This window comes from Halorubrum sp. AJ67, from assembly GCF_000513435.1.
This window is the reverse complement of sequence record NZ_CBVY010000027.1, coordinates 1-2,926: the sequence shown is the minus strand read 5'-3', so window position 1 is coordinate 2,926 and position 2,926 is coordinate 1. Positions and strand designations below refer to the sequence as shown.

3 protein-coding genes and 1 pseudogene are annotated in these 2,926 nt (G+C 69.2%); 3 read left to right on the top strand and 1 reads right to left on the bottom strand.

The window, feature by feature from the left end; genetic code table 11:
- Window positions 1-147: 147 nt before the first annotated feature.
- The gene (locus tag BN903_RS14385) at window positions 148-537 is read right to left on the bottom strand and encodes a hypothetical protein (protein ID WP_048078385.1); all 390 of its coding nucleotides are present in this window, start codon (window positions 535-537) and stop codon (window positions 148-150) included.
- 156 nt (window positions 538-693) lie between these two features.
- Between BN903_RS14385 and BN903_RS14380 the strand changes: the two genes are divergently transcribed.
- The 3 genes and pseudogenes from BN903_RS14380 to BN903_RS14370 all read left to right on the top strand — a co-directional run.
- The gene (locus BN903_RS14380) at window positions 694-1,173 is read left to right on the top strand and encodes a cation:proton antiporter regulatory subunit (RefSeq protein ID WP_048078384.1); all 480 of its coding nucleotides are present in this window, start codon (window positions 694-696) and stop codon (window positions 1,171-1,173) included.
- Between the two features lie 61 nt (window positions 1,174-1,234).
- Complete coding sequence (locus BN903_RS14375; RefSeq protein ID WP_048078383.1) at window positions 1,235-2,470, top strand: cation:proton antiporter; 1,236 nt, start codon at window positions 1,235-1,237, stop codon at window positions 2,468-2,470.
- A 52-nt stretch (window positions 2,471-2,522) separates the two neighbouring features.
- Window positions 2,523-2,926: pseudogene (locus BN903_RS14370) on the top strand (hypothetical protein); the annotation flags it as partial.

Below are 2,926 nucleotides of genomic sequence, written 5' to 3'. Positions count from 1 at the left end.
GGCGGTCGGCACGGGGTCGACGGCGCTGACCGCGAGCGGTGCGGGGTCGAGCGTGCCGAGCGTGACCGACACGGGGTCGGAAGCAACGGCTACGTGGTGGAGGGCGACCATACGTACGACCGCGGTACCGAGCCGCGACGGGTAGACCTATCGGTCGCGGTCGGAGCGGTCGTGGTCAGAGCGGTCGCGGTCGGAGCGGTCGCGGTCCGGGAGGTCGTCGTCCGATCGGCTCCTCCCGTCGCTCGTTTCGGCCGGGCCGTCGGCGTCGCTCGTCACGGCGTCGACGTAGCGGCCGAGAAACTCCTCGGTGGAGAGTCCGTCCGACTCGATGGAACAGATCAGCGATTCGAGCCCGCCGCGGGGCTGGTGTGATATCCCGTCGTCGCAGTCGGCACAGAGGTACTCGAACTCCTTGTCGCGTCGGTCCCACCGGTCGCCCTCCTTGTCGTACTCGCGCGCGTCCTCCCGCAACACCGAGTCGCCGCACGCGATACACGTCACCGTCCGTCGGTCCCGGCCCCCTCGGGAGCCCCACATGCTCGCCCCCACGGATGCGTCGCACTTAGCGTTTTGTGCGCGACCGGTCGTCGGAGTTTTCGCGTGCGATCGGCCGACGTCGGCGTTTCGCGTGCGACGGAACGCGCTCCGCCGCCGAACGCACACGCCTATTACCGTGGCCCCTCACCGACCCGTATGACGATCAGCGAGTCCGACCTCCCCGGCGTGGGGAAGAAGTTCGAGATCGATCTCGGCGACGAGGAGATGATCGTCGTGATCCACAACACGGGGAAACGCGAGGTGTTCCGCCGGCCGGACCCGGACGACGACTCGGAGAAGGTGTTCGCGTTCGACGACGACCTCGCGCGGAAGATCGGGTCGATAATCGAGGGCGCGTACTTCCAGCCGGTCGAACCGGACACGCAGGAGACGACGCTCCCCGGCGGGATCCTCTTAGAGTGGTACGAGCTCCCACCGGGGTCGCCGCTCGTCGGCGAGACCTTAGAGAGCGCCGACATCGGGAACCGGACCGGGCTCGCGATCGTCGCCATCCAGCGCGACGAGGGGGTGCTCGACAGTCCCGGTGCCGAGACCACGCTCCGCGAGGGCGACACCCTGATCGGGGTCGGCACACCCGAGAACTGCGCCGCGTTCGAGGAGATTCTCACCGGATGAGCGGCCGCTCCCTCGAAGCCGCCCCGCCCGCCGCGGTCGCTCGCGTCGGCGGTGATCGGTAGTGGCGCTGCTCGATGTCGGGATCATGTTCGCCGCGGTCGCGGTCGCCGGCGCGCTCGCGAATCGGCTCGGCCAGTCCGTCATTCCCGCGTACATCCTCGTCGGAATGCTGCTCGGGGAGTTCGTCCTCGGGCGGGTCGTCCTCCCCGTCGTCGGGACCGTCTACGTCCCCGAGACGGAGTTCATCGCGCTCGGCGCGGAGCTGGGGATCGTCTTCCTGCTCTTCTTTCTGGGTCTGGAGTTCAACCTCGACCGGCTGCTCGCCCGGCGGCGTCCGATCGGGGTCGCGGGAACGATCGATCTCGCGAACTTCGGGGCGGGGTTCGTTCTGGGCTGGCTCGTCTTCGGCGCGTTCCTCCCGGCGTTTCTGGTCGCGGGGATCGTCTACATCTCCTCGTCGGCGGTGATCACGAAGTCGCTCATCGATCTCGGCTGGATCGCCAACGACGAGGCGGAGCCAATGTTAGGCACGCTGGTGTACGAGGACCTGTTCATCGCGGTGTACCTCTCCGTCGCGTCCGCCCTGGTGCTCGGCGGCGGCGACGTCGCCGCGGCCGCGACCGACATCGGGATCGCGATCGGGTTCATCGTCGGACTACTGGCCCTGGCCCAGTTCGGGACCCCGGCGTTCGACCGGTTGGTCGAGACGGACAACAAGGAGTTCGTGGCGCTGCGGTCGATCGCGACGGTCGTGTTGGTCGCGGGTGCCGCCCTCGAGCTCGGCGTCAGCGAGGCGGTCGCGGCCTTCTTCGTCGGGATGGCGTTCTCGTCGACTGGGTACGCCCACGAGATCGAGACGCTGTTGGAGCCGGTCCGCGATACCTTCGCGGCGGTGTTCTTCTTCTGGATCGGGCTCACGACCAACCCCGCGCTGTTCCCCGAAGTCGCGGCGCTCGTCGCGCTCGCGGTGGTCGTGACGACGCCGACGAAGCTCGTCACCGGCTACCTCGGAGGGCGCGCGTTCGACCTGAACGTCCGTCGGTCGACCCGGGTCGGACTCGGCATGACCACCCGCGGCGAGTTCTCGCTGATCATCGCGACGATAGCGGTCACCGGCGCGAACGCGGGCGCGTTCGACCCGGCCTTGGCGGGGACGATCAACGCCTTCGCGGTCGGCTACGTCCTCGTGATGGCGGTGCTGGGCACGACGCTGATGGGCTACTCCGCGCCGTTCGAATCGATCGCGACCTCGTGGCTGGACTCGGCCGACGGCGGTGACGGCGAGCTGTCGGGGTAGACCGGAAGCGCGCCGTCCGGATTTATCACCGAAGCCGCGGCCAGCCGGCCGCGTGACGCTGGTTCCCTTCAGCGATCTGGCTCGCGCGGCGTACTGTCCCCGACAACTGTACTACGTCCGCCGCGACGGGGATCGGAGCGCGCCGCCGACGGCGCGCGAACGGATCGATCTGGCGTTCCGCTACGACGGACTGGTCGACGCGTCGAACCGGACGCTCCGGCGGCTCCCGCTCCATCGGTCGCCGGCCGCGTACCGCCGGAACCTGACGCGGCTGCGCGACCGCGACGACTACGACGCCCTCGCCGACCCCGCGAGCGAGCGCGGGTTCCTCTCGGGGAAGGACTGTCACGGAACCGTTCACAAGGTGTTAGAGCCGAGAGAGCCGGAGGCTGCGCCGGTCCCGACGCTCGTCTCGTCGGGCGAACCCCCGGAGACCGGCGTGTGGGAGCCGCAGGC